The sequence below is a fragment of the Pararhizobium sp. DWP3-4 genome, assembly GCF_049898205.1.
Lineage (GTDB): Bacteria > Pseudomonadota > Alphaproteobacteria > Rhizobiales > Rhizobiaceae > Pararhizobium.
The window spans coordinates 177,782-202,299 of sequence record NZ_JAFCXF010000001.1; the positions used below are offsets into that span (position 1 = coordinate 177,782).

Sequence of the window (24,518 nt, forward strand, 5' to 3'; positions counted from 1 at the left end):
TTATTCCGCGACGCGCGATGTCGATTTTACGCCGCCGAGCATTTCCCGCTTGCTGCCAAAGCCGGTCCTGCGTTCGACTGTAAAACCTGCAGCCTGCAGGTTGCGGCGGACAAAACCGGCAGCGGCATAGGTCGCAAACGTGCCGCCCTCGACGGTCTTTTCATAGGCAAGCCGCATCAGGTCTTCCGACCACATGTCGGGATTGCGCTTGGGCGCAAAGCCGTCGAGATACCAGGCATCGAATACCTCTGAGAAATCACTGATACCTTGAAGGGCAGGCCCGCAGATCACGGTGAGACGCAATCCGTCTGCGAAATCGATATCGATCCGGCCCGCCGGATCGTCCGGCCAATGGGCACAGAGCGCCAGCCGTTCTGCCTCGATCTCCGGCCAGCGCGATAGCGCCCGGTCGATTTCGGGCGCGCGCATCGGAAACCGTTCGAACGAGACGAAATGCAGATTTCCGCCCTTTAAAGGGGCTGCTTTCCATTGCCGCCATGTCTCGCAGAAATTCAGTCCGGTACCGAATCCGAGCTCCCCTATCCTGAATGTGCCGGGTCTGCGCCAACGCTCGGGCAGGCCATTGCCTGCGAGAAAGACATGGCCGCATTCCAGCCGCCCGTCTTCGCGGCAATAAAAATGGTCGCCAAATTCCTGCGAATAGGGCATATCGCCCTCGTGCCATTCAAGCGTTTGCCGGTTTGGGCTTTGCCCGTCCGGCGTGGGCGTTCCGTCCAATTGATCGCGGGTCATGGCGAACCGATAATCTCCACGTTCAAGAAGGTCAATCGATGGTGGATCTGCTGATTGCCGGCGGCGGCATCATGGGCCTCTGGGCGGCCGTCATGGCCGATCGGGCCGGGCTGAAAACCGTTCTCGTCGAGCGCGACAGGATCGGTGCCGGGGCCAGCGGCGGCGTGCTCGGCGCTTTGATGCCGTACATGCCGGATCGCTGGGACGATAAAAAACAGTTCCAGTTCGATGCGTTGCTTTCGCTCGAGCAGGAAATCCTGGGTCTGGAAGCGCAAACCGGGCTATCCGCCGGTTACCAGCGTTCCGGCCGCCTGATGCCCTTGCCGAAGCCGCATCTGCGCACCATTGCGTTGCGCCACGAGCAGGATGCGCTTGTCAATTGGCATCAGGCAGACCAGCGGTTTTTCTGGCATGTGCAGGATAGCCCGGCGGCAGCGGGTTGGCCGGAAAACGAGGCGATGGCCAGCGGCGTCGTGTTCGATACGCTGGCCGCCCGCGTCGATCCCCGTCGGTTGCTTGCCCTGCTGGCTGCAACACTTGGCCGGTCGCGGCATGTGCGGATCGAGGAAGGGCGCGCACTTCTGGGCCTTGATCCGGCTGCCGGCACGGCGACGTTTTCGGACGGGCATTCCGTCTCTTTCGGTGCCTGCATTCTCGCCAACGGCGTCGATACCTTCCCGCATCTGGATGCGCTTGAGGAAACGCCACTGACGGTGTCCAGCGGCGGCGCGGTCAAAGGGCAGGCGGCGGTGCTGAAAGCCGATCTCGATCCCGCTTTGCCGGTCATTTTCATGGATGGACTCTACGTCGTGCCGCATGACAATGGCCTCGTCGCGGTCGGAAGCACCAGCGAAAACAGTTTTGCCGATCCTTCTTCGAACGATCACCTGCTTGACGATCTGCTGGCGCGGGCACGCGCGGTGGTGCCCTTGCTTGCCGATGCGCCAGTGATCGAGCGCTGGGCTGGCTTGCGGCCAAAGGCAATCGGCCGCGATCCAATGACGGGCCGCCACCCCGATCATCCTCGGCTCTACACCCTGACCGGCGGCTTCAAAATCAGCTTCGGACTGGCGCATCGCTTGGCAACCAGCGTCATCGGCGAAATGTCCGGACAGCAGGACGATGCACTGCCGGACTCGTTTCGCTGTGCCAGCCACTTTTCGCTGTTACGCGACTAATGAGGCTGTGGTTGCCTAAGATGGTCTATCAATCACGCAAAAAAGCCCTGCTCACATGAACAGGGCTTTTTGCTAGCGATTCACGATAATTTACATCCAGTAGGGCGGAACGCCGTAGTAGTCATAGACCTTTCGGCCGTTTTCCTTGTTCCAGTCATACTCATCATCGCCTTGATATTTTGGCGCGCTTTCGACCTGTTCGCGGGTGATATCGGTCCGATAGCCGCCAAGACTTTCGTCATAGCTGAGCTTTTGCCAGGGAAGCGGATAGTGGTCTTCACCGATGCCGAGGAAGCCACCGAAACCAAGCACGGCATAGGAAACACGGCCGCTACGCTTTTCCAGAATCACGCGTTCGATCGAGCCGATATGTTTTCCATCCTGGCCATACACGCGGGTTCCGACCACCTTGTCGCTGGCGATCAGGTCGTGTGTTTCCTTGACGCTGGCATCCTGGATAGTGTTGTCCTGGTAGGTCATGCTTCGTCTCCGTTTTTTAATGTTACCGCGGAGAAAACGAAGCAAAAGCGGGTTGGTTCCGTCCAAAAGTCGGCATTTGCAGGGAGGATCCGGTTTTTGATCGAGCGACGGTAAGGCAAGTACTATCGACCGCCCCATTCGTCATTGTGTCATGCAAATCACTTAACCCCGGCTTCAGAACAAGTTTAAACGGAGCGGGGCCGATGCGGTACGCTATCTATTTCACGCCGTCGATATACGATCCGCTGTCGGTCGCCGCAGCAAGCTGGCTTGGCCGCAACGTCTATTCCGGCGAAGCCCCGGAAGCGCCCTCCATTGCCGGCTTCAGCCGCCAGGAACTGGCTTTCCACACGGCCGTGCCACGCCGTTACGGATTTCACGGAACGATCAAGGCGCCGTTCCGCCTGCATGACGAAACCAGTGAGCCGGCGCTGCTGAAGGCGCTGATGCATTTCGCCAGCACGATGACCCCGTTCGAAATTCCGCGGATGGAAATCGGGCGGCTGGGCGAATTCTTCGGCCTTGCACCTTCGGTTCCCTGTGAGCAGATGAACCATCTTGCGGCTTCCGTGGTTCAGGCGTTTGATGAATTTCGGGCGCCGCTCAGCGATGTCGAGATCGAGCGGCGGGATCCGGACCGGCTGACCGCGCCACAGTTTTCCAACCTTCATCGCTGGGGCTACCCCTATGTGATGGAGGAATTCCGTTTTCATATGATGCTGACGGGTCCGGTGAATTCCAATCTCAACGCACGCTTCGAGGCCGCCTTGCGTGATTTCTTCGAGCCGGTGATCGCCGATCCACTCAAAATTTCCAGCCTTGCTCTGTTCATCGAGCCCGAGCCCGGTGCGCCATTGCGTGTGCATTCGCAGCACCCGCTCGGCAAGCTCTCGGCGCATCGGCCGGTCGCTGCCGGTGCCAAGGCCAGCGCAACGGCGCTTACCAATGTGCCGCGCATCCGCGAATCGAAAGCGGCTGTCGCTGCCCGTCTGCTGCAGGCGAGCTGCTGAGCGGCCGATGCCGTTCTGACGGGTAAAGGTTCGGCCTGTTCAAGCTTTGGACAGATCACCTCCGGCCTCCATTTTGACTTCGATTTTCCGGTTCCGGATGCTACCGTCCGGCAAATTCGAAGGGTGATTTAATGGCAGAGCAATCCTATCCACGCGATCTCATCGGCTATGGCCGCAATCCGCCGCAGGTGCGCTGGCCGGGCGATGCGCGTATCGCCGTGCAGTTTGTTGTCAATTATGAAGAGGGCGGCGAGAGCTGTATTCTCGACAGCGACAAGGCATCCGAATCGCTGCTGTCGGAAATCGTCGGCGCGCAGCCCTGGGCCGGCCAGCGCAATCTCAACATGGAATCGATCTACGAATATGGCTCGCGTGCCGGCTTCTGGCGGCTGTGGCGGATGTTTACCAGCCGCAATGTCGATGTCACCGTCTATGGCGTGACGCTTGCCATGGCGCGCAATCCGGAAGCGGTCGCCGCCATGAAGGAAGCTGGCTGGGAAATCGCCAGCCACGGTTACCGCTGGCTGGAATACAAGGATTTTTCCGAGGAGGAAGAACGCAAGCATATCCGCGATGCCGTGCGCCTGCACACCGAGCTGACGGGATCGCACCCGCTCGGCATGTACCAGGGCAAGCCATCGGACAACACGCTGAAGCTGGTGATCGAAGAAGGCGGCTTTGTCTATTCCTCCGACAGTTATGCCGACGAACTGCCCTATTGGGTGCCGGGCCTCACCAAGGACAAGCCGCACCTGATCATACCCTACACGCTCGATGCCAACGATATGCGCTTTGCAACGCCGCAGGGGTTCAATTCCGGCGACCAGTTCTTCGCCTATCTGAAAGACACGTTCGACGTGCTCTATGCCGAGGGCAAGGAAGGCAGCCCTAAGATGATGAATGTCGGCCTGCATTGCCGTCTCGTCGGCCGCCCGGGCCGGGCCGCAGCGCTCGCCCGGTTCCTCGATTATGTTCTCAGCCACGAGAAGGTCTGGACGCCGAAGCGCATCGATATCGCCCGGCACTGGCAGGAGCATCACAAGCCGGAAGGGGGTCTGTGATGCTGGCGCGGGATGAGTTTGTCGCGCGATTTGGCGGGATCTTCGAGCATTCGCCCTGGGTGGCGGAGCGTGCTTTTGACGCGACCCCGGATATTTCGCTGACGTCCGATGCCGTGCATGAAGCGCTGGTCGCACCGTTTCGTGACGCCTCGCATGCCGAACGCCTGGCAGTTCTTCGCGCCCATCCGGATCTTGCCGGCAAGCTGGCCATCGCCGGCGGACTGACGGAGGATTCCAAGGCGGAGCAGGCAGGCGCCGGACTGGACCGCCTGAGTGCTACCGAACATGCACGGTTCACGGCGCTGAATACTGCGTACACGGAGAAATTCGGCTTTCCTTTCATCATCGCGGTCAAGGGGCTGAACAAGGACGATATTGTCGCTGCCTTCGAAAGGCGGATTGACAATAATCTCGAAGAGGAATTTGAAACGGCGTCAGCGCAGGTCGAAAAGATCGCGCTGTTGCGTTTGCGTTCACTGCTTCCGGGAGAAGACAATGCCTGAGACGACACCGCCATGCCATTTCACGGCGGGACTGACGATCTGATGCCACAGTTCCTGACGTTCGAGCCGCTGACGCAAGCGGCATTCGCGCCTTTCGGCACAGTTATCGAGCCTGATCCGGACACCATGCGGCTGATCAACGGTGGCTCCACCGAGCGGTTTCATGCACTCGGCCGCGCCGATGTGAGCGGCGAAGATGCCCGTGTCATCATCAACATCTTCCGCGGCCAGCCGCGCAGCTTTCCCTATTCGGTGACGATGATGGAACGCCATCCACTGGGCTCGCAGAGCTTTTCGCCGATCGGTGGTGGTTCCTGGCTTGCAGTTGTTGCGCCGGATGTTGGTGGAAAGCCGGGCTTGCCGCGCGTTTTCCTGGCCACCAGCGCACAGGGCGTCAACTATGGCCGCAATGTCTGGCATCATCCGTTGATGGCGGTCGGCGCGGTCAGCGATTTCCTGGTTGTCGATCGCGACGGCCCGGGCAACAATCTGGAAGAGGTTTCCTACGACGAACCCTTCGTCATCGCCAATCCCTTCTGATCCAAGCGAGGTTCCATGAGCACGTCCGGCCGCCTGACCACCCACGTCCTCGATACCGCGCTGGGCAAGCCGGCCAAGGGCTTGAAGATCGACCTGTTTTTGATCGAGGGTGAGGCGCGCCGCCTGCTGCGCACGGTCGAAACCAACAGCGACGGCCGCGTCGATGGGCCGATGCTGGAGGGCGAAGCCTTTACCGCCGGGACTTACGAGCTGCTGTTCCATGCGGGTGATTATCTGCGCGCAACCGGCGCTGTCCTGCCGGAACCGCCCTTCCTCGATCTCATCCCGCTGCGTTTCGGTATTGCCGATGCTGGCAGCCACTATCACGTGCCGCTGCTGCTCTCGCCGTTCAGCTACTCGACTTATCGGGGGAGTTGAGCGGGATTTTCGGAAGGCCTGAAAGATCTTTGTTGTTCGCTGTCATGCGATCTTTGTGAATTGTAGTTCACAGTCTTTGCTGTATTCTGGAGCTGAGGAATCCGGGTTATCGCGTCAATCGCAGGCAATTTGGCATAGATCATGATCATTGAAACATTGCCGTTTGATGCGGCGCAGTATCTCGATAGCCCGGAAGCCTATGCCGAGCTTCTCAACGATGCCTTTGAAACAGGCGACACAGCCTATATCGCTGCCGCCCTCGGTGTCGTCGCTCGCGCGAAGGGCATGACAAAAGTCGCGAAGGATGCGGGTGTCACAAGAGAGGCTCTCTACAAGGCTTTGAGCGCAGACGGCGATCCCAAGCTTTCGACACTCCTTGGTGTCGTCAAGGCGCTGGGCGTCAAATTGACGGTCACTGCAGCCTAGTCAGTCATCACTCCGCAATCACTTCCCTGTTGATATCGCGGATATCCCGTTTGCCGCAGAGCGCCATGGTGATGTCGAGTTCCTTGCGGATGATATCGAGTGCCGTCGTCACGCCGGCCTTGCCGCCGGCGCCGAGGCCGTAGAGGAACGGGCGGCCGATATAGGTGCCCTTGGCGCCGAGCGCCACGGCCTTCAGCACGTCCTGGCCGGAGCGGATGCCGCCATCGACATGGACCTCGATCTGGTGGCCGACGGCATCGACGATCTTCGGCAGCATGCTGATCGACGAGGGGGCGCCGTCGAGCTGGCGGCCGCCGTGATTGGAGACAATGATCGCGTCAGCGCCAGTGCGCGCCGCCATCTTGGCGTCCTCGACATCGAGAATGCCTTTGAGGATCAGCGGACCGCCCCACATCTTCCTGATCTCCTCGACATTTTCCCAGGACAGCTGCGGATCGAACTGTTCGGCGGTCCAGGAGGAGAGGGAGGAGAGATCGGAGACGTTCTTGGCGTGGCCGACGATGTTGCCGAAGCTGCGGCGCTTCGTTTGCAGCATCTGCATGCACCACAGCGGCCGGGTCGCCATCTGCCAGATATGCTTTGGTGTGAATTTTGGCGGTGCGGACAGGCCGTTGCGCAGGTCCTTGTGGCGCTGGCCGAGGATCTGCAAGTCGAGCGTCAACACCAGCGCCGAGCACTTGGCTGCCTTGGCGCGGTCTATCAGGTTTTTGACGAATTCCCGGTCGCGCATGACGTAGAGCTGGAACCAGAAGGGCTTCGTCGTCACCGACGCGACGTCCTCGATCGAGCAGATGCTCATGGTCGACAGCGTGAAGGGAACGCCGAATTCCTCGGCTGCGCGTGCCGCCAGCATCTCGCCATCGGCGTGCTGCATGCCGGTCAGGCCGGTCGGAGAAAGCGCCACCGGCATCGACACCTTCTGACCGATCATCGTGCTTTCCAGCGAGCGGTTGGTCATATCGACCAGCACCCTCTGGCGCAGCTTGATGTTGCGGAAATCCTCCTCGTTGGCGCGGTAGGTGCCCTCCGTCCAGGCGCCGCTATCGGCGTAGTCGAAGAACATCTTCGGCACGCGGCGCTTGGCGAGGGCCTTCAGGTCGCTGATTTCGAGGATTTTGGACATGGCGCATGTTTCCAGCTCAAGAGATGGCCCGCCAATACCATGTTTCCAGAACCATTGTTAAGTGTGGAATCGCCAAGAGGTAAAATATTTTTACCTCTTTTATGGTGCTCAGTTTTCGCCGGCGATCTGTCCGTTTACCGTCGCATGGACCTCGCGCGCTCTGGGCGGCTTGGCGAGGCGGCGGCGGAATGTGCCCGGCTTGGTGCCGAAACGATCGTGAAATGCCTCGTAAAACCGGGAGAGTGAGCCGAAACCGGCCTCGAAGGCGATAGACGTGATCGGCAGGTCGGTGGAGATCAGCAGCGATTGTGCCGTGTCGAGGCGGTGGCGGACGATCGACTGGTTGATGGTCATGCCGACCGTGCGCTTGAAGATGCCCATGGCGTAGTTCGGGTGTAACCCGACATCGCGGCCCACATCTTCTGCCGATATGTTTTCAAGCGCATGTTCGGTGATGAAGCGCATCATCCGCTCGACATGGAACATGCGGTCGGCGTCGTGGTGTTCGAAGGAGGCGATGGCCGACCCCTGTTCGCGCAGATCGCGCCAGCCCTCGCGGTCAAGACGGCGCACGCGCGCGCCGAGCTCCTCGCGGACGATCTGCTCCAGTTCGTCGTCACCGGAGAGCAGCTCCTCGCGCCAGCGCATGAAGACGTCGCGGTCATAAGGCCGGATATCGAGCGCCTCGATCATCGCGCCGCGAAAGACGGCATCGCGAAAACGGCTGAGGCTTGGAAGCGCCAGGAAAACCGACATGGGCACGTAGAGGCAGATGAACCGCGTCGGTTCCTTGATATCCGTCACCTGGTGCGGGATCATTCCCCAGAACAGGCAGAGCCGTCCTTCCGAAACGCTCAATTCACGCCCGTCGAACCAGTAGGTCATTTCGCCTTCGAGCACGAAGTTGAGTTCGATCTGGCTGTGCATGTGCGGGCCTTCCATGCGCCGCACATTGATGTTGTCGCCCGCGCAGAACCGGTGATCGCCAAACACCACCAGCGGATGGGCCGGATCGCGCTCCGGATGGACGGGGGTCGCCCCGAGCCTGTTCACGAGTTTCGGACGGCGGGTCATTTCATATCCTGCTGATGTTAGGAAACCGGAAGTCTATGCTGAAATGTCGGAAGTAGATTGCGGGTTTCGGCCGCAAGGTCAAGGCGTTCATGCGGGAGAGAGGAACAAGACGACCTGCGGGACGCAACGGCACCACACGCTTATCCTTGGGAGGATATCATGAATTCTTTTAAAGCCGCGATCGCGCTCGGCTATGCACTGACCGTCTCGACAGCTTTTGCGGGCGAACTCGTCGTCAATTCCGACCAGACCGATCCGGCGCCGAAAAAGGCAATGGAAACGCTGATCGAAGGGTTCAAGGCTGCCCACCCGGACGTCACGGTCAAATGGAACAATTTCGACCATGAAGGCTACAAGTCGGCGATCCGCAACTTCCTGACGGCCGATGCACCGGACGTCGTGTCCTGGTACTCGGGCAACCGCATGGCCCCCTTCGTCAAGGCTGGCCTGTTTGAGGATGTCACCGACCTCTGGACCGAAAACAAACTGGACGATCAGCTGAAATCGGCCGTCAAGTCGATGGAAATCGACGGCAAGAAATGGGGCATCCCCTATTCCTACTATCAGTGGGGCATCTACTACCGCAAAGACATCTTCGCCGAGCAGGGCATCACCCCGCCAAAGACCTGGGCCGAACTGATTGCCGCCTGCGAAAAGATCAAGGCGGCCGGCATGACGCCGTTTGCAATCGGTACAAAGGCCCTGTGGCCGACCGGCGGCTGGTTCGACTATCTCGACCTGCGCGTCAACGGTTACGAATTCCACATGGATTTGACCGCCGGCAAAGTTCCCTACACCGATCCGAAGGTGAAGGCTGTCTTCGAGAAATGGGGCGAACTGGTCAAGCCGGGCTACTTCCTCGAAAACCACGCCGCCATCGACTGGCAGGACGCCATTCCGCAGTTCGTGCAGGGCAAGGCGCCGATGTATCTGATGGGCAATTTCGCCGTTGCAGCAATGGTCGATGGCGGATTGAAGGAAGACCAGATCGGCTTCCTGCAATTCCCGGAAATCACCGCCGGTATTCCGATGGCCGAAGATGCGCCGACCGAATCCTTCCACATCCCGTCCGGTGCGAAGAACAAGGAAGATGCCCGCAAGTTCCTCGCCTACCTGGCAACGCCCGAGGCGCAGACCAAGATGAACGAGGTGCTCGGCCAGCTTCCGGTCAACAACCAGTCGGCCAAGTCGAACGATCCCTTCCTGAAGGCTGGCTTCGAGATGCTGGCGAATGCCTATGCGCTCGCCCAGTTCTATGACCGCGACGCCCCGGCGGAAATGGCCAAGGTCGGCATGGAAGGCTTTCAGCAGTTCATGGTCAAGCCGGACAATCTCGACGCCATCCTTGCGCGCCTCGAAAAGGCACGCGGCCGGATTTATAAGTAGCGACTGTCTCGGAATAACCCTCCCCCTTGTGGGGAGGGTCGGAGCGGAGCGACGGGGAGGGGTTCTTTTGTCTTAAACAGAAGAAAGCCCCTCCCCAACCCTCCCCACAAGGGGGAGGCAGTACTCCGAGCAAGAGGCATCTTTCGCGCAATTTCATAGATATCAAAAAGGGGCCGCGATGAGCAGCACCGTTCCCGCGACATCGAGTTACTGGAAACGCAACCAGCAGCGCCTCGCGCCCTGGCTGTTTCTGGCGCCCGGAATGATCATGTTTTCGATCTATGTGATCATTCCCATCTTCGAATCCATCTGGATCAGTTTCTACGACTGGGACGGGATGGGCGCCAAAACCTGGATCGGCATGGCCAATTATGCCGAGCTGCTCGATGATGAGGCGTTCTACACGTCGCTGAAGAACAACATTCTCTGGCTGGTGCTCTACCTGTTGGCGGTCCCCGCCGGTCTTGCCGTTGCGTTGTTCCTCAACCAGACGGTCACCGGCATCCGGCTTTACAAGTCGCTGTTCTTCTTTCCCTTCGTCATCAGCCAGGTCGTCGTCGGACTGATCTTCACCTGGTTCTACGCGCCGGATTTCGGTCTGCTCTCGGCGCTGATCAAGGCGGTGAGCGGCGAAAACATCGCCATCCTCGCCGACGAGCGCTACGTGACGCTGGGCATCATCGCCGCTGGTCTTTGGCCGCAGATCGCCTATTGCATGATCCTCTACCTGACAGGCCTCAACAATATCAATCCGGAACAGGTGGAAGCCGCCCGTATGGATGGCGCCAAGGGCTGGTCGCTGCTGTGGAACATCGTCTTGCCGCAGCTCGGCCCCGCCACCTTCATCGCCATCGTCGTCACCGTCATCGGCGCGCTGCGCTCCTTCGACCTGGTGTCAATCATGACTGACGGCGGACCCTACGGCTCGAGCCGGGTGCTGTCCTTCTACATGTACGAGCAGGCGCTGTCGGAATACGGTTATCGCATGGGGTATGGGGCGGCGATTGCGGTCGTTCTGTTCATGATCATGATGGTCTTCATCACGCTGTTTATCGTGCGCATGCTGATGCAGGAAAGGAACGCCTGATGTTTCCAACCCCTGTCCAGAAGGCCGCTCCCTGGGTGCGCCACGGCTATACGGTCATCCTGCCGATCGCACTGATCGTCTGGCTCTTGCCGCTGATCGGTGTTGCCATTACCTCGATCCGCCCGTCCGGAGATCTCGCCGCCGGCAACTATTTCGGTATCCCCTCGCGCTTTGCCGGCTTCGAAAACTACACCGCTGTGTTCCGGGATTCGCCGATCGGCTGGTATATTCTCAACTCCTTCAAGGTGACGATACCAACGGTGATCGGCGCTGTCGGCCTCGCCTGTCTCTCCGGCTTCGCGCTGGCGGTCTACAAGTTCCGCGCAAATTTGATCGTCTTCTTCCTGTTCGTCGCCGGGAATTTCATTCCGTTCCAGATCCTGATGGTGCCGGTGCGCGACATGACGCTGAAGGCGGGGCTTTACGACAGCATCTCCGGCCTCGTGCTTTTCCATGTCGCCTTCCAGACCGGTTTCTGCACCTTGTTCATGCGCAATTTCATCAAGTCGCTGCCGTTCGCGCTGATCGAATCCGCCCGTGTCGAGGGCGTCAGCGAGTGGCGGATCTTCCGCTATATCGTGCTGCCGCTGATGAGGCCCGCCATTGCCGCCCTCTCGGTACTGGTCTTCACCTTCATCTGGAACGACTATTTCTGGGCGACGGTGCTGGTGCAGGGACAGCATGCCATGCCGGTAACGGCCGGGCTCTACTCGCTCAACGGCCAATGGATCGCCGCGTGGCATCTGGTTTCGGCCGGCTCCATCGTCGCCGCCATGCCGCCGGTGCTGATGTTCTTTCTGATGCAGAAGCACTTCATCGCCGGCCTGACGCTGGGAGCGACCAAGGGATGATCGCCGCCTGCTTTTCCACCATTCACTTCATTTCGGGAGGCAAGGCCAATGGCTGATGTCACGCTCCACAATGTCAAGAAACAGTTCGGCGCCGTCAGCGTCATCAAGGGTGTGGACCTCACCATCGCCGATGGCGAGTTCTGTGTCTTCGTCGGCCCGTCCGGCTGCGGCAAGTCCACGCTGCTGCGCATGATCGCCGGGCTGGAAGATATTTCTTCCGGCGAACTCAAGATCGGCGGCAATGACATGACCCATGTCGGCCCCTCCGAGCGCGGCGTCGCCATGGTGTTCCAGTCCTACGCGCTCTATCCGCATATGACCGTCGCCGACAATATTGGCTTTGGCCTGCGCATGACCGGCCACGACACGGACGAGATCGACAAGCGCACCAAGCATGCGGCAAAGATGCTGCAGCTCGAACCGCTCCTGGCCCGCAAGCCATCGCAGCTTTCCGGCGGCCAGCGTCAGCGCGTCGCCATCGGCCGCGCCATCGTGCGCAATCCGGAGGTCTTCCTGTTCGACGAGCCGTTGTCCAACCTTGACGCAGCGCTGCGCGTGCAGATGCGCACCGAGATCAGCACGCTGCATCAGGATTTGAAGGCGACGATGATCTATGTCACCCACGATCAGGTAGAAGCCATGACCATGGCCGACAAGATCGTCGTCTTGAGCGCCGGTTCGATCGAGCAGATCGGCTCGCCGCTGGAGCTTTATCACCGGCCGAAGAACCTTTTCGTCGCCGGCTTCATCGGTTCGCCGAAGATGAATTTTTTGCGGGCAACGGCCGCCCCGGCAGGTGACCATATCCGCGTGACTTTGCCGGGCGGCGTCGATGTCCTGCTGCCTGCCGGTAATGCGAAGGTTGGCGAGGGTCAGCCGGTGACGCTCGGCATTCGCCCTGAGCATATCGATGCCGATGCGAAAGACGGCGCCATCCTGCCGGCAAAGCTCAGGCTCGCTGAATATCTCGGCTCCGAGACCATGTTCTATGTCAGCCTTGCCGACGGACACGATATCGCCGTCAAGGCCGATGGCCTTGCCACCGCAAAACCGGGCGCGGATTTCCGCATCGGCATTCCACCGAAAGCCTGCCACCTCTTCGACGCAAATGGCGTCGCCATCATCAACGGGGATTTGACGAAGTAATGCTGGGCGTTTGCTATTATCCGGAACATTGGCCAGAGGCATGGTGGGCAAAGGATGCCCGCCGGATGCGGGAGCTTGGGATTTCCTTCGTGCGGATCGGGGAGTTCGCCTGGTCGCGGCTGGAGCCGAAGCGCGGAGAATTCGACTTTGCCTGGCTCGACAGGGCGATGGATACCTTGGGTGCTGCAGGTCTGAAAGTCGTGCTCGGCACGCCGACGGCGACGCCGCCGAAATGGTTGATGGATGAACATCCCGATATCGCCCCGGTGGATCAGCAGGGGCACGTGCGCGGCTTCGGCTCGCGCCGGCATTATACGTTTTCCTCCGAAGTCTGGTGGCGCGAGAGCGCGCGCATCGTCGAGATTCTCGCCAAGCGTTATGGCGACCATGCGGCGCTGGATGGCTGGCAAACCGACAATGAATATGGCTGCCACGACACGACGCAATCCTGGGGACCGGAAGACCTGAAGGCATTCCGCCGCTGGCTGAGGCTCCGCTACCAGTCGACCGACCAGTTGAACGAGGCCTGGGGCAATGTCTTCTGGTCGATGGAGGTCAACAGCTTTGACGATGTCGTGCTGCCGAACCTGACGGTCACGGAGACCAATCCATCGGCAAGGCTTGATTTCTGGCGCTTTCAGTCACAGCAGGTTGCGGCCTATGACAAGATGCAGTGCGAGATCATCCGCAAGCATTCGCCGGGCCGCTGGATCACCCACAACTTCATGGGCTTCGTCAATGATTTCGACCATTGGAAAGTCGGTGAAAACCTCGATATCGCCTCCTGGGACAGCTATCCGATTGGTTTCGTCGAAAAATTTCCGTTCAGCCAAGAGGAAAAGAACCGCTGGGCCGAGACCTCGCATCCCGATATCGCACCGTTCCATCACGACCTCTATCGCGGCGTCGGCCGCGGCCGTTTCTGGGTCATGGAGCAGCAGCCCGGCCCGGTGAACTGGGCGCCGTGGAACCCGGTACCCAAACCCGGCATGGTGCGGCTCTGGACCTGGGAGGCTTTGGCGCATGGTGCCGAGGTCGTCAGTTACTTCCGCTGGCGCCAGGCACCGTTTGCGCAGGAGCAGATGCACGCGGGGCTCAACCTGCCCGGATCGGACGAACTGTCCGTTGGTGGCCGCGAGGCGGAGATCACCGGCCGCGAGATCGTCGAGATAGGCGAACTGCCGTCAACCGAACAGGCGACTGTGGCGATCGTCTATGATTACGAAACCTATTGGGCGACCGTGATCCAGCCGCAGGGCCGGGACTTCCACTATCACGAACTGGCCTTCCGCTGGTACGAGGCGGTCCGCAAGCTCGGCCTCAACGTGGATTTCGTGCCGCCGGGAGCGCCGCTCGACGGCTACAGGCTGGTGCTTGTGCCCTCGCTGGCGATCGTCTCGGAGGCGGCGCTCGATGCCTTCAGCGCGGCTGACGGAACCGTGCTCTATGGTCCGCGTTCCGGCTCGCGCACCCGGCAATTCGCCATTCCGGAGAACCTGCCGCCGGGTCCGCTTGCCGGGTTGACGGGCGTTCGCGTCACGCAGGTTTCGTCGCTGCGTCCGGGGCTTGATGATAGCGTGTCTGGAAGCGTCTCGGGTGCCGCCATCCGTTGGCGGGAATATGTCGAGGCGGACGGCGACGTACTCGCGCATTTTGCCAATGGCGATCCGGCGCTGACGGCCAAGGGCGGACACTGCTATCTCGCCTGCTGGCCGGACGAGAGCCTGCTCCAGCAGACGCTGAGCCATCTGGCGGCGAAAGCCGGTGTCGAAACGCTGGCGCTCCCCGATCATATCCGGCTGCGCAAACGAGGCGGCGTGATCTTTGCGTTCAATTACGGGACGGAGGTCTGGTCAAGTCCGGCAACGGGCAAGGTCATCCTGGGCGAGGCAGAGGTGAAGCCGCAGACGGTGACGGCCTGGAAGGTGTAGAGTAACGGCTTTTGACTTGATCAAAGCAGCGGCGATTTTCCGACCGGAATTGTCGCCGCTCGCTCCTATTAGGCGCTTGGCTGCGTATCCTGTTTGTCCTTGGCTTTCGATCGCTTCGCTTTTGGCGGCGTGTCTGTCGCCGCCACTTCGGCAATCGGAGCCGCGACGTCCTCATCGTCGTCTTCATGGCCGCCATCCAAACGATGTTTGATCGCCAGCGCGTAAATCGTGTGAAGAATGGTGCCGTCCTTGATGTCGGGATCGCTCAGGGCGAGAAGGGAGGCTCTGACGATATTCTTGCTTGACACTTTCGGCACCCGCTTCTGCACGAATTCAAACAGCCCCTTGTCCGAAAGTCCCTCCGTCGCCCCATCGACCAACGCCCGGTAAATCCGCTTTTTCTTCTCGCTCATACCAATTCCTTCTCACTGCTGCTGAACCGTTTCCGCCGCACTGTTTGTCATGGTACTGTCACAATCAACCCCTTCGGCGAGGCTAAAAAACCGCGCCGGCCAGCCCCGCCTTTGCCGCTGCACCCGCCACATAGGTTTCGACGATCGCCCGGTCATCCCCCATGGTCTGCAGCAGGAAAAGTTCGTCGGCGAGTGAGGTCACCACCTCCGCCTTCAGTGCCATGGCCGGGGTCGCCGCCATGTTCAGCACGATGAAATCGGCATCGGTGCCGGGGGCGAGCGTGCCGATTCGGTCTTCCAGTGACAGCGCCTGAGCGTTGCCCAGTGTCATGAAATAACAGCTTTCCAGCGGGTTCAGCCGCTCGCCCAGCAATTGCTGGATCTTGTAGGCTTCGTCCATGGTGCGCAGCATCGAATAGCTGGTGCCGCCGCCGATATCGGTGGCGAAGGAAACGCGCACCGGCTTTTCTCTGGTCATCAACTGCCGGAGCGGAAACAGGCCGGAGCCGAGGAAGAGGTTGGAGGTCGGGCAGTGCACGGCGATCGAGCCGGTTTCGCTCATCGCATCCATTTCGCGGTCGGACAGGTGGATCGCGTGACCGAACAGGGTCTTTGGCCCGAGCAGGCCGTAGCGGGCATAGACATCGGTATAGTCGATGGCGTCCGGATAGAGCGAGCAGGTGAAATCGATCTCGTCGCGGTTTTCCGAAAGATGCGTCTGCACGTGCAGATCGGGAAACTCGCGCACCAAGGCTTCCGCAGCCGACATCTGTTCCGGCGTCGAGGTGATGGCAAAACGCGGGGTGATGGCGACGTGGTTGCGGCCCTTGCCGTGCCATTGTTCGATGACGGCGCGAGTTTCGTCATGGCCCATCTGAGGCGTATCGAGCAGGCCCTGCGGCGCGTTGCGGTCCATCATCACCTTCCCGGCGATCATGCGCATGTTGCGGTTCAGCGCTTCAGCGAAAAAGGCGTCGGCCGAGGCCTTGTGCACCGAGCAATAGGCAACCGCCGTCGTGGTGCCGTGGCGGACCATTTCGTCAAAGAATTTTCCGGCGATGCGCTCAGCATGTGCCGTCTCGACGAAGCGGCATTCCTCTGGAAACGTATAGGTGTTCAGCCATTCCAGCAGATTGGCGGCATAGGAGCCGATCACCTGCATCTGTGGGAAATGCAGGTGGGTGTCGATGAAACCGGGCAGGATCAGATGCGGACGGTGGTCGATTTCAATGACGTCTTCGGCTGCCTGTCCCTTGACGGCATCATAGCTGCCGTTTGCCAGGATCAGACCATTCTCGACCAGCAGCGCACCGTCGGCCTCATAGGTATAAGCGCCGGTATCGTCGATGCTCAAGGGAGCACGGCTGAAGCTCAGCGTGCGTCCACGAATGAGGGTAGCGGTCATTCTGTCTTGCCTTCCGAAACCGCGCTTTCGAACCATGCGGTCAAAAGCTTGCGTTCGTCACTGGTCATGTCGGTGATATTGCCGGGCGGCATCGCATGGCTGCGCCCGGCCTGGATATAGATTTCGCGGGCGTGGGAAGCAATCTCCGCGTCATTTTCCAGCACGACGCCCTTCGGCGGCCGGTTGATGCCTTCATAGACCGGCTCGGCGGAATGGCACATGGAGCAGCGCGTCGAAATCGCGTCTTTGACGGCCGGGAAATGCGCGTTGGCGGCAAATTGCTGGAAGGCGGGCGCGACTTCGGCCTTGTCTTCGCCGGTCAGCACTTTCGGCACGGTGGAAAGCCAGATGATGACGATGAAAATGATCAGGGTGACGATCCAGGTCCAGGTCGGACGTCCTTTTCTGGCATGGGTGGTGTTGAACCAGTGGCGGATGGTGACGCCCATCAGGAAGACCAGCGCTGCAATTACCCAGTTATAGTCGGTGGCGAAGGCCAGCGGGTAATGGTTCGACAGCATGAAGAAGATGACGGGCAGGGTGAGGTAGTTGTTGTGCAGCGAGCGCTGCTTGGCGATGGCGCCGTATTTCGGGTCCGGCGTGCGACCCGCTATCAGGTCTGCGACGACGACGCGCTGGTTCGGCATGATGATGAAGAACACGTTGGCCGACATGATCGTCGCGGTAAACGCGCCGAGATGCAGAAAGGCGGCGCGGCCGGTGAAGACCTGCGTATAGCCCCAGGCCATGACGACGAGCGCGACATAGAGAATGCCCATCAGCGTCCAGGTGTTCTTGCCGAGCGGTGATTTGCACAGCAGATCGTAGAAGATCCAACCGATTGCGAGTGAGCCGATCGAGATGGCAATCGCCGTGGTCGAGGAGATATCCAGCACATGCCGGTCGATCAGGAAGAGATCGGCGCCGCCATAATAGACCAGACAGAGCATGGCAAAGCCGGACAGCCAGGTGGCATAGCTTTCCCATTTGAACCAGGTCAGATGTTCCGGCATGGTCGCAGGCGCAACCAAGTATTTCTGGATATGATAGAAGCCGCCGCCATGCACCTGCCATTCCTCGCCATAGGCACCAACGGGCAGATGATCACGCTTCACCAGGCCGAGATCGAGCGCGATGAAATAGAAGGACGAGCCGATCCAGGCAATCGCCGTGATCACATGCAGCCAGCGAACGGCAAAAGCCAGCCATTCCCAGGCGATGGCGTATTCGTACATTGAGGTCCCCTTTCATGCTTCGTCTGCGCACCTTGCGCAAAAATCCACGGTGGGGGAAGGGGGCGACGTGATCGTCACGTGCTATTTGGCGACGCCGCTGGTTTCTGGATTGAGTTCCCCCAGAATCCAGTCGCGGAAGGCGCGGATTTTCGGCGTATTGCGGCGGGCATGCGGATACGCCAGCCAGTAGTCGCGGCCATCATTGCAGCGCAGTTCGAAGGGTTGGTAAAGCCTGCCGAGCGCAACGTCATCCGCATAGAAGTCGGGGGTCAGGATGGCGACGCCCTGGCCTGCGACAGCCGCGCGTGCCTCAAAGCTCTGCGCCCCGAGCCGGCTGGTCGGCCGGCCCTCGAGATCCGGATCGCTGACGCCGGCGGCGGTAAACCAGATCCGCCACCAGGGGTCGGCAGCATCGATGATCCTCAGTTTCAACAGATCGCGCGGCTCGTGAATACCGCCGACCGTTTCGGCAAGGGCCGGGCTGAGCATCGGCGTGAACTCGCTGCGCATCAACGGATGGCTGTCGAGCCCGGGCCAGACGCCAACACCGGCGCGAATGGCGATATCGCTGGACTCAGCGATGAGATCGATCAACTTTTCGGTGGTGCTGAGCCGCACGGCGATGTTCGGATGGGCGAGCTGAAAGCTGCCGATATTACGGGCAAGCCACTGAGAGGCGAAGGTCGGTGTCGAGTTGATCTGGAGAGCGGTGTTGATGTCGCCACGGGCCGACGAGACCGCCTCCTGCAGCATCTCGAAGGCTTCGCTGACGCGCGGGGCGAGCTGCTGGCCGACGTCGGTCAGCACGATCTGGCGGGGCCGCCGCAGGAACAGCGGCTCGCCGATATTCTCCTCGATCAGCTTGATCTGGTAGCTGACCGCCGTCTGGGTCATGCCCAATTCAGCGCCCGCCTTGGTGAAGCTGCCCAGCCTTGCCGCCGCTTCGAATACCCGAAGCGCATTCAACGGAAACTGTTTCGACATTTTCATGGATAAGTTCTCTTGATGCACGCAGACGGTTGTTCGATTGGAATTGGAGCATGTTTGCGCGCATGCTGCAATCACATTCAGGAAAACAACAGGTGCCGCCATGGATTGCCAAGCAATTGAAAGATATCAACCAATACCGGAAACACGCAAGGCCGGATGGCGTTTTTGGCTGGCCGGGCTGTTGCGCGGACTGGAACCCAAATATCCGCCGCTCGATCTCGAAGTCATGTCCGAATACATGAAGAGAGACCTGGGTTTTCTGGACGGGCGCGACCCGCGCGAGGAAGCGGATCTGACGCGATAAAAGCCGTTCGCCGGAACATATCGGATATTCTGGCGGCATGATTTTAGCGGGATGCGTCCAGCACGCCGCGTTCCAATTGTTCCAGATAGATGAATTCCGGCGCCTTGACGCCGGCCTGGGCGCGGATTTCGATAAGCCGCTCCGACTCGAAAAAAGCTCTCGCCGCATCCAGCGAGCGCCAGAGCGAATAGTGAACGATCCGATTGGGATCGGTGTCGTATTTCAGCACTTGATAGGCGATTTCGCCGGCATCGCGGCGCATCCCGGCGGCGGCGTCGAAGATGCCTTTCCAGGCAGGATAGTCGGCGACTTCGTGGATGATCAGAACATAGGGCATTGTTTCTCTCGAAGAGTTGGAAGGGCCTTGTGCAGGCTTGTCCGCGTCACATCAGGCCCTTGGCGAGAATATAACAACGGGTGGTGAAAGAGGCGTCCTTGCTGGTCTCAACCTCTTTGCCGAACGGTTTTCCCGGCCAGGGATTGATGCCGTCGCGCAGCCAGAGCAGGCTATCCAGCCAGAAACCGGCAGCATGGCGTGTGTGGAAGAGGCTGAAATGGCCGATGCGATCCAGGCCGAACTCGATGGGTGATAGTGCGACTTCGACGGGCTCGGCATTCCGGTAATATTGCAGCGCGCGGCGAATGGCTTGCGGGGTTCCGATCTCGTCATCCGTGACGCCAATCGCCAGAATGCCGGCGGTGACAGCGGCGAAACGCCGCAAGATATCGGGCCGGTCGTCGCAGGGATGGCTGAGTTCCATCCGTGACCGGCGAAAACTCCAGTCTATCGCCACCCCAGCCGGAAGATCCTCCAGCCAGCCGAGCGCCTTGCCGGGAAAATATCCGCACAGTGCTGTCAGGAGCGGCATGACTATGTGCCATTTCAGCAGAAGGTGGGGGCGCCGGGCAGGGGCGTAATCCCGCCAATAGGCATATTGGGCACCGATCGTGAGCATGCGGTCGATCAGCGGTGCATTGCGGGCAAAGCCGGGCAGGAATCCACCGATACTGTGGCCGACCACGAGCCTTGGGCCATCCGGAGCATGTTCATGGAGAAAGCCAAGTGCTGCGGCAAAGTCCTGCTCGCCCCAATCCGCCCAGCGATAGTTGCAGCCGGTTAGCGCGGCGAGCCGGGACTGACCGATGCCGCGATAGTCATAGGTCAGGACGGTGAAGCCGTGACCGGCAAGAAACCGCGCATAGGAATGATAGTAGCGCGCCAAAACGCCGGTTGCCGGATTGATGACGACGCTGCCGCACGCACTGTTGCCCATGCCTGCCCAGAGATGGCCGCCAAGCCGGACGCCGTCCTCGCAGACAATCCCGATGGGCCTTCCTTCCATCTCCAGCATGGTCTCTCTCCAGCGGTTTCGATGGGGATACCGTAGGCGAGAGCATTGCTTGTGTATATTCACTGGTCGGTATACATTGCGGCATGGCAACATCGGCACTTCCCACCCGCGACCGTATCGTTTCTGCCGCCTCAAAACTGTTTTACGCCGAGGGAATCCGTGCCGTCAGCGTCGATGCGGTGGCGGAAAAGGCGGGCATTACCAAGCGCACGCTCTACTACCATTTCGACAGCAAGGACGATCTGATCGCCGCCTATCTCGACATGCGCGATCAGCCCAACCTTAATTTGTTCAGGCGATGGTTTGCGGAAACGCAAGGCGATGTCGCCGACAAGGTGCGGGGTATCTTTTTCAATCTGGCGATATCGGCGCGGCATCCGCGCTGGAAGGGCTGCGGGTTTCTGAGAACGTCGGCAGAACTTGCCAACATGCCCGGCCATCCGGCGATGAAGATCGGCGCTGCCCACAAGCGGCGGGTCGAGGACTGGTTGCACAGTGTCTTCGAGGCAGCGGAGCTGGGCGCGCAGGCCCGAATGCTCGCCCGGCAGACGATCCTGTTGCTGGATGGTTCCTTTGCCGTCGTCCTTCTGCACCGCGATCCGTCCTATATGGAAACGGCGGGCGAGGCCGCGCATGCGTTGATCCGCGCCAGTGCCGCGCGCCCATAAACGTTACTGCGCGTTGAGTGCGCCAAGGATCTCGGCTGCGGTCATGGCGGCAATCACCGCAGGGCGCTTGTCGCTGACGGTCTTGCCGCCGATCGGCAGGATCAGCCTGCCGGTCGCATCGTCGCCCAGACCTTCCTGCTTTGCCCAGCTTGCAAATGTCGCGCGCTTGGTCTTCGAGCCGATCATGCCGACATAGGCCAGATCGTTGCGGGCGAGCGCTTCTCTTGCAATCAGGAAATCGAGCGCATGGTCATGCGTCAGGATGACGACGGCGGAGCCGGGCGCAATATCCTTGACGGTCGCCTCGGGCATGGCGACCAGCCGATGGCTGGCACCGGCCGACATCAGGTCGAGTTCGCTCTTTCGCGTTTCCACCGCATAGGTCTTCAGCGGCAAAAGCAGCAGCGCATCGGCCAGCGCCCGGCCGACATGGCCGGCGCCGAACAGCCAGACTTCCGGCAACGCTTTCAGCCTTTCCTTGAGTTTCAGATCGAGTGCTGCGCGCGTCGCGTCATCGCAGATGCTAAACGTCAGGACGATGCGGCCGCCGCAGCATTGGCCGATATCGGGCCCAAGCGGAATGTCCATCTCGACCTGGTCGCTGACGCCGGCCAGAAGCGCGCGGGCGTTGTCGATGGCCATATGCTCCATCTGGCCGCCGCCGATCGTCCCATGCGCATCGGTCGGCGACACCAGCATGAAGGTGCCGGCTTCGCGCGGCGTCGAACCGAAGGTCTGTTTGATCTCGACGATGACCAGTTTGTATTCGCGCTCAAGGAACGCGTCGAGGCTGTCGATTGCAAAGTTCATTTCAATGGCTCTTTACGCTTGTCCTGTCCGCAGGCGCTCGACGGCCATCAGGACGCGTTCCGGCGTTGCCGGCGTGTCGAGCCGTGGGCACTCGCGGTAATCGGCGACGCTGGCAACGGCCATCGACAGGGCTTCCAGCACCGAGATCGGCAGCATGAAGGGGGGTTCCCCGACCGCCTTGGAGCGGCCGATGGTCATTTCGGCATTCTCGGCCCATTCCGCCAGCTTGACGTTGAAGATCTTTGGCCGGTCGGAGGCGAGCGGGATCTTGTAGGTCGATGGCGCGTGGGTGCGCAGACGGCCCTTTTCATCCCACCACAATTCCTCGGTCGTCAGCCAGCCCATGCCCTGCACGAAGGCGCCTTCGACCTGGCCGATATCGATCGCCGGATTGAGCGACTTGCCGACATCGTGCAGCACATCGACCCGATCGACCATGTATTCGCCGGTCAGCGTGTCGATCGAAACCTCGGAGACGGAGGCGCCATAGGCGAAATAGTAGAACGGGGTGCCACGGCCGGTATTGCGATCCCAATGGATTTTCGGCGTCTTGTAGAACCCGGCCGCCGACAGCTGCACGCGGGCGAAATAGGCCTGCTTGATGAAATCAGGGAAGGGCACCAGTTCGTCGCCGATCTTCACGTGGTTCGGTACGAAAGAGACGTTACCGGCATCGGTCTGCCAGCGCTCGGCGGCGAACGCGACCAGGCGTTCCTTGATCTGCCGGGCGGCGTCATGAGCCGCCATGCCGTTGAGGTCGGAGCCGGATGAGGCGGCGGTTGCCGAGGTGTTCGGCACCTTGCCGGTGGTGGTGGCGGTGATCTTGATGTTGGTGATATCGACTTGAAAACTGTCGGCCAGAACTTGGGCTACCTTGGTATAGAGCCCCTGGCCCATTTCCGTGCCGCCATGGTTCAGGTGGATGGAGCCGTCCTGATAGACATGTACCAGCGCGCCCGCCTGGTTGAAGGCGGTCATGGTGAAGGAGATGCCGAATTTCACCGGCGTCAGCGCGATGCCCTTGCGGATGATGCGGCTCGATGTGTTGAAGTCGATGACCGCCTTGCGCCGCGCCTGATAATCGGCGCTTGTCTCCAACTCTGCGACGATGCGCTGGATGATATTGTCTTCCACCTGCTGGTGATAGGGCGTCAGATCGCGGCCGGAGCCTTTCTCGCCGTAGAAGTTCAGCTTGCGGATATCGAGCGGATCCTTACCGAGCGCATAGGCGATCTCCTCGATGATCCGCTCGCCGCCGACCATGCCCTGCGGCCCGCCGAAACCGCGATAGGCGGTGTTGGAGACGGTGTGCGTCTTCAGGGGCTGCGAGGTCAGTTTCACATGCGGATAGAAATAGGAGCTGTCGGCATGGAACAGCGCGCGGTCGGTGACCGGGCCGGACAGGTCCGAGGAATAGCCGCAGCGGGCCGCGTAATTGGCCTTCACCGCATGGATGCGGCCGTCGTCGTCGAAGCCGACATCGTAATCGACCAGGAAATCGTGCCGCTTGCCGGTCGCGGTCATGTCCTCGTCGCGGTCGGGCCGGAATTTTACGGCGCGGTTGAGTTTCTTGGCGGCAACAGCGGCCAGTGCTGCAAACTGGTTGCCCTGCGTCTCCTTGCCGCCAAAACCGCCGCCCATGCGGCGGACCTGCACGGTGACCGCATTGGAGGGAACGCCGAGCACGTGACCAACCATGTGCTGCACCTCGCTCGGGTGCTGGGTGGAAGACCAGACGGTGATGTCGTCGTCCTCGCCCGGAATGGCCATGGCGATATGGCTTTCGAGATAGAAATGTTCCTGTCCGCCGATCCGCATCCGGCCGGTGAGGCGTCGTGGGGACAGTTCCAGTTCGGCCTCGGCATCGCCGCGCGACAAGGTCAGCGGCTTGGTGACGACCTCGGCACCGTTTTCCAGCGCATCGAGAATATCGGTGTGATGCGGCAGGTCGCGATAGGTGATCTTTGCTTTGCGGGCGGCGCGGCGGGCAATGTCACGGGTTTCGGCAATCACGGCAAATGCCGGCTGGCCATGAAACTGCACCAGGCCCTCGGCCAGCACCGGCTCATCGTCGAGATGGCTGGGGCTGATATCGTTGGAATGCGGCATGTCCTTTGCGGTCAGCACGCAGATGACGCCCAGTGTCGCCTCGACCTCGGACAGGTCCATGGAAACGATCTCCGCATGGGCGCGGTCGGTCATCCCCAGTGCGCCGTGCAGCGTTCCTGCCGGTTCCGGGATGTCATCGATATAGTCGGCGGTGCCCGATACATGCTTGTGGGCGCTGTCATGCCGCAGGTTCGAATGCATCGATCCGGCGATGGTCTTGCGTTGCTCGAAAGTGGAGTTGTCCATCAGCGGGATCCTTCGCTTCTTTCTCTTCTCCCCACCGG

Annotated in this window: 26 protein-coding genes; 14 read left to right on the forward strand and 12 right to left on the reverse strand. The window is 60.5% G+C overall.

The window, feature by feature from the left end:
- Window positions 1-753: a tRNA (5-methylaminomethyl-2-thiouridine)(34)-methyltransferase MnmD gene (gene mnmD / locus ACP7E6_RS00860; RefSeq protein ID WP_426227046.1), complete on the reverse strand. Its 753-nt coding sequence runs from the start codon at window positions 751-753 to the stop codon at window positions 1-3.
- A gap of 38 nt (window positions 754-791) precedes the next feature.
- Here mnmD and ACP7E6_RS00865 point away from each other — a divergent pair, with 38 nt between their 5' ends.
- Window positions 792-1,931: an NAD(P)/FAD-dependent oxidoreductase gene (locus tag ACP7E6_RS00865; RefSeq protein WP_426227048.1), complete on the forward strand. Its 1,140-nt coding sequence runs from the start codon at window positions 792-794 to the stop codon at window positions 1,929-1,931.
- Window positions 1,932-2,021: 90 nt separating this feature from the next.
- On the opposite strand, the gene ACP7E6_RS00870 is transcribed toward ACP7E6_RS00865, so the two are convergent.
- On the reverse strand, window positions 2,022-2,411 hold the full coding sequence (locus ACP7E6_RS00870; protein ID WP_426227050.1) for a PRC-barrel domain-containing protein: 390 nt from the start codon (window positions 2,409-2,411) through the stop codon (window positions 2,022-2,024).
- Between the two features lie 203 nt (window positions 2,412-2,614).
- Here ACP7E6_RS00870 and ACP7E6_RS00875 point away from each other — a divergent pair, with 203 nt between their 5' ends.
- The 6 genes from ACP7E6_RS00875 (at window position 2,615) to ACP7E6_RS00900 (ending at window position 6,329) form a co-directional block, all read left to right on the forward strand.
- Entirely contained in the window at window positions 2,615-3,421 is an 807-nt protein-coding gene (locus tag ACP7E6_RS00875; protein ID WP_426227052.1) for a DUF1045 domain-containing protein, read from the forward strand.
- 131 nt (window positions 3,422-3,552) lie between these two features.
- A complete protein-coding gene (gene puuE / locus ACP7E6_RS00880; protein WP_426227054.1) occupies window positions 3,553-4,482 on the forward strand; it encodes an allantoinase PuuE in 930 nt (309 codons plus the stop codon).
- Window positions 4,482-4,985 carry a 2-oxo-4-hydroxy-4-carboxy-5-ureidoimidazoline decarboxylase gene (uraD, locus tag ACP7E6_RS00885; RefSeq protein WP_426227056.1) on the forward strand — a complete coding sequence of 168 codons (504 nt, stop codon included), beginning with the start codon at window positions 4,482-4,484 and terminating at the stop codon, window positions 4,983-4,985. The genes puuE and uraD overlap by 1 nt, the downstream gene beginning before the upstream one ends.
- Window positions 4,986-5,027: 42 nt before the next feature.
- Entirely contained in the window at window positions 5,028-5,525 is a 498-nt protein-coding gene (locus ACP7E6_RS00890; RefSeq protein ID WP_426228482.1) for an ureidoglycolate lyase, read from the forward strand.
- Window positions 5,526-5,540: 15 nt separating this feature from the next.
- Complete coding sequence (gene uraH / locus ACP7E6_RS00895; protein WP_426227057.1) at window positions 5,541-5,903, forward strand: hydroxyisourate hydrolase; 363 nt, start codon at window positions 5,541-5,543, stop codon at window positions 5,901-5,903.
- Between the two features lie 141 nt (window positions 5,904-6,044).
- The gene (locus ACP7E6_RS00900) at window positions 6,045-6,329 is read left to right on the forward strand and encodes an addiction module antidote protein (protein WP_426227059.1); all 285 of its coding nucleotides are present in this window, start codon (window positions 6,045-6,047) and stop codon (window positions 6,327-6,329) included.
- 7 nt (window positions 6,330-6,336) lie between these two features.
- Here ACP7E6_RS00900 and ACP7E6_RS00905 read toward each other — a convergent pair whose 3' ends face one another.
- Both ACP7E6_RS00905 and ACP7E6_RS00910 read right to left on the reverse strand, forming a co-directional pair.
- The gene (locus ACP7E6_RS00905) at window positions 6,337-7,473 is read right to left on the reverse strand and encodes an alpha-hydroxy acid oxidase (RefSeq protein WP_426227061.1); all 1,137 of its coding nucleotides are present in this window, start codon (window positions 7,471-7,473) and stop codon (window positions 6,337-6,339) included.
- A gap of 108 nt (window positions 7,474-7,581) precedes the next feature.
- Window positions 7,582-8,547, reverse strand: a complete 966-nt coding sequence (locus tag ACP7E6_RS00910) for a helix-turn-helix domain-containing protein (RefSeq protein WP_426227063.1) — start codon at window positions 8,545-8,547, stop codon at window positions 7,582-7,584.
- A 159-nt stretch (window positions 8,548-8,706) separates the two neighbouring features.
- On the opposite strand from ACP7E6_RS00910, the gene ACP7E6_RS00915 reads away from it, so the two are divergent.
- The 5 genes from ACP7E6_RS00915 to ACP7E6_RS00935 all read left to right on the forward strand — a co-directional run bounded on the left by ACP7E6_RS00915 (window position 8,707) and on the right by ACP7E6_RS00935 (window position 14,948).
- Window positions 8,707-9,933, forward strand: a complete 1,227-nt coding sequence (locus ACP7E6_RS00915) for an extracellular solute-binding protein (protein ID WP_426227065.1) — start codon at window positions 8,707-8,709, stop codon at window positions 9,931-9,933.
- Between the two features lie 178 nt (window positions 9,934-10,111).
- On the forward strand, window positions 10,112-11,020 hold the full coding sequence (locus ACP7E6_RS00920) for a carbohydrate ABC transporter permease (RefSeq protein WP_426227067.1): 909 nt from the start codon (window positions 10,112-10,114) through the stop codon (window positions 11,018-11,020).
- On the forward strand, window positions 11,020-11,871 hold the full coding sequence (locus ACP7E6_RS00925) for a carbohydrate ABC transporter permease (RefSeq protein ID WP_426227069.1): 852 nt from the start codon (window positions 11,020-11,022) through the stop codon (window positions 11,869-11,871). The genes ACP7E6_RS00920 and ACP7E6_RS00925 overlap by 1 nt, the downstream gene beginning before the upstream one ends.
- Window positions 11,872-11,919: 48 nt before the next feature.
- Entirely contained in the window at window positions 11,920-13,017 is a 1,098-nt protein-coding gene (locus ACP7E6_RS00930; RefSeq protein WP_426227070.1) for an ABC transporter ATP-binding protein, read from the forward strand.
- Window positions 13,017-14,948 carry a beta-galactosidase gene (locus tag ACP7E6_RS00935; protein ID WP_426227071.1) on the forward strand — a complete coding sequence of 644 codons (1,932 nt, stop codon included), beginning with the start codon at window positions 13,017-13,019 and terminating at the stop codon, window positions 14,946-14,948. Before ACP7E6_RS00930 ends, ACP7E6_RS00935 begins: the two co-directional genes overlap by 1 nt.
- 68 nt (window positions 14,949-15,016) lie before the next feature.
- On the opposite strand, the gene ACP7E6_RS00940 is transcribed toward ACP7E6_RS00935, so the two are convergent.
- The 4 genes from ACP7E6_RS00940 to ACP7E6_RS00955 form a co-directional block, all read right to left on the reverse strand.
- Complete coding sequence (locus ACP7E6_RS00940; RefSeq protein WP_426227073.1) at window positions 15,017-15,361, reverse strand: hypothetical protein; 345 nt, start codon at window positions 15,359-15,361, stop codon at window positions 15,017-15,019.
- Between the two features lie 82 nt (window positions 15,362-15,443).
- Entirely contained in the window at window positions 15,444-16,766 is a 1,323-nt protein-coding gene (guaD, locus tag ACP7E6_RS00945) for a guanine deaminase (protein WP_426227075.1), read from the reverse strand.
- The gene (gene puuD / locus ACP7E6_RS00950) at window positions 16,763-18,001 is read right to left on the reverse strand and encodes a urate hydroxylase PuuD (RefSeq protein WP_426227077.1); all 1,239 of its coding nucleotides are present in this window, start codon (window positions 17,999-18,001) and stop codon (window positions 16,763-16,765) included. The genes guaD and puuD overlap by 4 nt, the downstream gene beginning before the upstream one ends.
- Window positions 18,002-18,082: 81 nt before the next feature.
- Window positions 18,083-18,991 carry a LysR substrate-binding domain-containing protein gene (locus tag ACP7E6_RS00955; protein WP_426227079.1) on the reverse strand — a complete coding sequence of 303 codons (909 nt, stop codon included), beginning with the start codon at window positions 18,989-18,991 and terminating at the stop codon, window positions 18,083-18,085.
- 37 nt (window positions 18,992-19,028) lie between these two features.
- Between ACP7E6_RS00955 and ACP7E6_RS00960 the strand changes: the two genes are divergently transcribed.
- Window positions 19,029-19,295, forward strand: coding sequence for a hypothetical protein (locus tag ACP7E6_RS00960; RefSeq protein WP_426227081.1), 267 nt, complete (start codon window positions 19,029-19,031; stop codon window positions 19,293-19,295).
- 43 nt (window positions 19,296-19,338) lie between these two features.
- On the opposite strand, the gene ACP7E6_RS00965 is transcribed toward ACP7E6_RS00960, so the two are convergent.
- Together ACP7E6_RS00965 and ACP7E6_RS00970 are read right to left on the reverse strand one after the other, a co-directional pair.
- A complete protein-coding gene (locus ACP7E6_RS00965; protein WP_426227083.1) occupies window positions 19,339-19,632 on the reverse strand; it encodes a putative quinol monooxygenase in 294 nt (97 codons plus the stop codon).
- Window positions 19,633-19,678: 46 nt separating this feature from the next.
- Complete coding sequence (locus tag ACP7E6_RS00970) at window positions 19,679-20,647, reverse strand: alpha/beta fold hydrolase (RefSeq protein ID WP_426227085.1); 969 nt, start codon at window positions 20,645-20,647, stop codon at window positions 19,679-19,681.
- An 83-nt stretch (window positions 20,648-20,730) separates the two neighbouring features.
- Here ACP7E6_RS00970 and ACP7E6_RS00975 point away from each other — a divergent pair, with 83 nt between their 5' ends.
- The gene (locus tag ACP7E6_RS00975) at window positions 20,731-21,315 is read left to right on the forward strand and encodes a TetR/AcrR family transcriptional regulator (RefSeq protein WP_426227086.1); all 585 of its coding nucleotides are present in this window, start codon (window positions 20,731-20,733) and stop codon (window positions 21,313-21,315) included.
- A 3-nt stretch (window positions 21,316-21,318) separates the two neighbouring features.
- Here ACP7E6_RS00975 and xdhC read toward each other — a convergent pair whose 3' ends face one another.
- Both xdhC and xdhB read right to left on the reverse strand, forming a co-directional pair.
- Window positions 21,319-22,113, reverse strand: a complete 795-nt coding sequence (gene xdhC, locus ACP7E6_RS00980) for a xanthine dehydrogenase accessory protein XdhC (RefSeq protein WP_426228484.1) — start codon at window positions 22,111-22,113, stop codon at window positions 21,319-21,321.
- Window positions 22,114-22,137: 24 nt separating this feature from the next.
- Window positions 22,138-24,480 (reverse strand): xanthine dehydrogenase molybdopterin binding subunit, encoded by a 2,343-nt coding sequence (gene xdhB, locus ACP7E6_RS00985; protein WP_426227088.1) that lies wholly within the window; start codon window positions 24,478-24,480, stop codon window positions 22,138-22,140.
- Between the last annotated feature and the right edge of the window lie 38 nt (window positions 24,481-24,518).

Bases quoted from the DNA above. Each gene is read 5' to 3' on its own strand.
- mnmD (WP_426227046.1), bottom strand. From the start codon at position 753: ATGACCCGCGATCAATTGGACGGAACGCCCACGCCGGACGGGCAAAGC.
- ACP7E6_RS00865 (WP_426227048.1), top strand. From the start codon at position 792: ATGGTGGATCTGCTGATTGCCGGCGGCGGCATCATGGGCCTCTGGGCG.
- ACP7E6_RS00870 (WP_426227050.1), bottom strand. From the start codon at position 2,411: ATGACCTACCAGGACAACACTATCCAGGATGCCAGCGTCAAGGAAACA.
- ACP7E6_RS00875 (WP_426227052.1), top strand. From the start codon at position 2,615: ATGCGGTACGCTATCTATTTCACGCCGTCGATATACGATCCGCTGTCG.
- puuE (WP_426227054.1), top strand. From the start codon at position 3,553: ATGGCAGAGCAATCCTATCCACGCGATCTCATCGGCTATGGCCGCAAT.
- uraD (WP_426227056.1), top strand. From the start codon at position 4,482: ATGCTGGCGCGGGATGAGTTTGTCGCGCGATTTGGCGGGATCTTCGAG.
- ACP7E6_RS00890 (WP_426228482.1), top strand. From the start codon at position 5,028: ATGCCACAGTTCCTGACGTTCGAGCCGCTGACGCAAGCGGCATTCGCG.
- uraH (WP_426227057.1), top strand. From the start codon at position 5,541: ATGAGCACGTCCGGCCGCCTGACCACCCACGTCCTCGATACCGCGCTG.
- ACP7E6_RS00900 (WP_426227059.1), top strand. From the start codon at position 6,045: ATGATCATTGAAACATTGCCGTTTGATGCGGCGCAGTATCTCGATAGC.
- ACP7E6_RS00905 (WP_426227061.1), bottom strand. From the start codon at position 7,473: ATGTCCAAAATCCTCGAAATCAGCGACCTGAAGGCCCTCGCCAAGCGC.
- ACP7E6_RS00910 (WP_426227063.1), bottom strand. From the start codon at position 8,547: ATGACCCGCCGTCCGAAACTCGTGAACAGGCTCGGGGCGACCCCCGTC.
- ACP7E6_RS00915 (WP_426227065.1), top strand. From the start codon at position 8,707: ATGAATTCTTTTAAAGCCGCGATCGCGCTCGGCTATGCACTGACCGTC.
- ACP7E6_RS00920 (WP_426227067.1), top strand. From the start codon at position 10,112: ATGAGCAGCACCGTTCCCGCGACATCGAGTTACTGGAAACGCAACCAG.
- ACP7E6_RS00925 (WP_426227069.1), top strand. From the start codon at position 11,020: ATGTTTCCAACCCCTGTCCAGAAGGCCGCTCCCTGGGTGCGCCACGGC.
- ACP7E6_RS00930 (WP_426227070.1), top strand. From the start codon at position 11,920: ATGGCTGATGTCACGCTCCACAATGTCAAGAAACAGTTCGGCGCCGTC.
- ACP7E6_RS00935 (WP_426227071.1), top strand. From the start codon at position 13,017: ATGCTGGGCGTTTGCTATTATCCGGAACATTGGCCAGAGGCATGGTGG.
- ACP7E6_RS00940 (WP_426227073.1), bottom strand. From the start codon at position 15,361: ATGAGCGAGAAGAAAAAGCGGATTTACCGGGCGTTGGTCGATGGGGCG.
- guaD (WP_426227075.1), bottom strand. From the start codon at position 16,766: ATGACCGCTACCCTCATTCGTGGACGCACGCTGAGCTTCAGCCGTGCT.
- puuD (WP_426227077.1), bottom strand. From the start codon at position 18,001: ATGTACGAATACGCCATCGCCTGGGAATGGCTGGCTTTTGCCGTTCGC.
- ACP7E6_RS00955 (WP_426227079.1), bottom strand. From the start codon at position 18,991: ATGAAAATGTCGAAACAGTTTCCGTTGAATGCGCTTCGGGTATTCGAA.
- ACP7E6_RS00965 (WP_426227083.1), bottom strand. From the start codon at position 19,632: ATGCCCTATGTTCTGATCATCCACGAAGTCGCCGACTATCCTGCCTGG.
- ACP7E6_RS00970 (WP_426227085.1), bottom strand. From the start codon at position 20,647: ATGCTGGAGATGGAAGGAAGGCCCATCGGGATTGTCTGCGAGGACGGC.
- ACP7E6_RS00975 (WP_426227086.1), top strand. From the start codon at position 20,731: ATGGCAACATCGGCACTTCCCACCCGCGACCGTATCGTTTCTGCCGCC.
- xdhB (WP_426227088.1), bottom strand. From the start codon at position 24,480: ATGGACAACTCCACTTTCGAGCAACGCAAGACCATCGCCGGATCGATG.